Here is a 704-nt window from a genome sequence, read left to right as displayed (position 1 = left end):
GTTCACCCCTGGGTGAAACTTGGTGCCCCGCTGTCTCACCAGGATGTAGCCGGGATGCACCAGCTCGCCGCCAAAGCACTTCACCCCCAGCCGCTTGGCATTGGAGTCGCGGCCGTTGCGGGTGCTGCCGGTCCCTTTCTTGTGAGCCATAATGCCTCCTGTGCAAGTGTGTCGTCGCCGAAGATAAGTTGGGATCCTAAAGTTTAGGGCCTATTCCTCCGCCTCGGGGATCCCGGCTGCAGCAGTTGCCGTTTCAGAAGTGGATGGCGAGGCAGCCTGAGCGGCGGCCAGGGGCGTCCCGTTGAGTTCGATGGACTCGATCAGCACACGGGTGAGCATCTGCCGGTGTCCCCTTTTCTTGCGGGTCTTTTTCTTCGGCCTCATTTTGTAGACGAGGATCTTGGCGCTACGGCGGTGCTGCAGAACCCGCGCCCTGACCACGGCCTCGGCAATATAGGGACGGCCCAGGGTTACCTGTCCCTCATGGTTAATCAACAACACCTGGGACAGGGTCAAAGGGCTGTTCTCTTCTATGCCGGGCAGGCGATCGATGTCGTAAAAGCGCCCCGGCTCTACCCAAAGCTGCTTGCCACTGGTTTCCACAATCGCGTAGGTCATGCCTTTTCCTTGCCGTACAGGTGCCCCTGCGGGTCTTGAAACCTGATCCGAGCATTGACAGCGATTTTTAATGCTAGCGGAAAAAC

At 58.8% G+C, this 704-nt stretch carries 2 protein-coding genes; both read right to left on the bottom strand.

The window, feature by feature from the left end; genetic code table 11:
• Window positions 1–150: 50S ribosomal protein L27 (locus NW835_RS10535; RefSeq protein ID WP_414415262.1), on the bottom strand; the 150-nt coding region annotated here is incomplete at its 3' end.
• Between the two features lie 60 nt (window positions 151–210).
• Complete coding sequence (gene rplU, locus NW835_RS10530) at window positions 211–618, bottom strand: 50S ribosomal protein L21 (RefSeq protein ID WP_414363895.1); 408 nt, start codon at window positions 616–618, stop codon at window positions 211–213.
• Window positions 619–704 lie beyond the last annotated feature (86 nt).

It is taken from the genome of Synechococcus sp. OH2, assembly GCF_047462155.1.
Classification (GTDB): Bacteria; Cyanobacteriota; Cyanobacteriia; order Thermostichales; family Thermostichaceae; genus Thermostichus.
This window is presented reverse-complemented; position numbering and strand designations above follow the sequence as displayed.

Bases quoted from the DNA above. Each gene is read 5' to 3' on its own strand.
- rplU (WP_414363895.1), bottom strand. From the start codon at position 618: ATGACCTACGCGATTGTGGAAACCAGTGGCAAGCAGCTTTGGGTAGAG.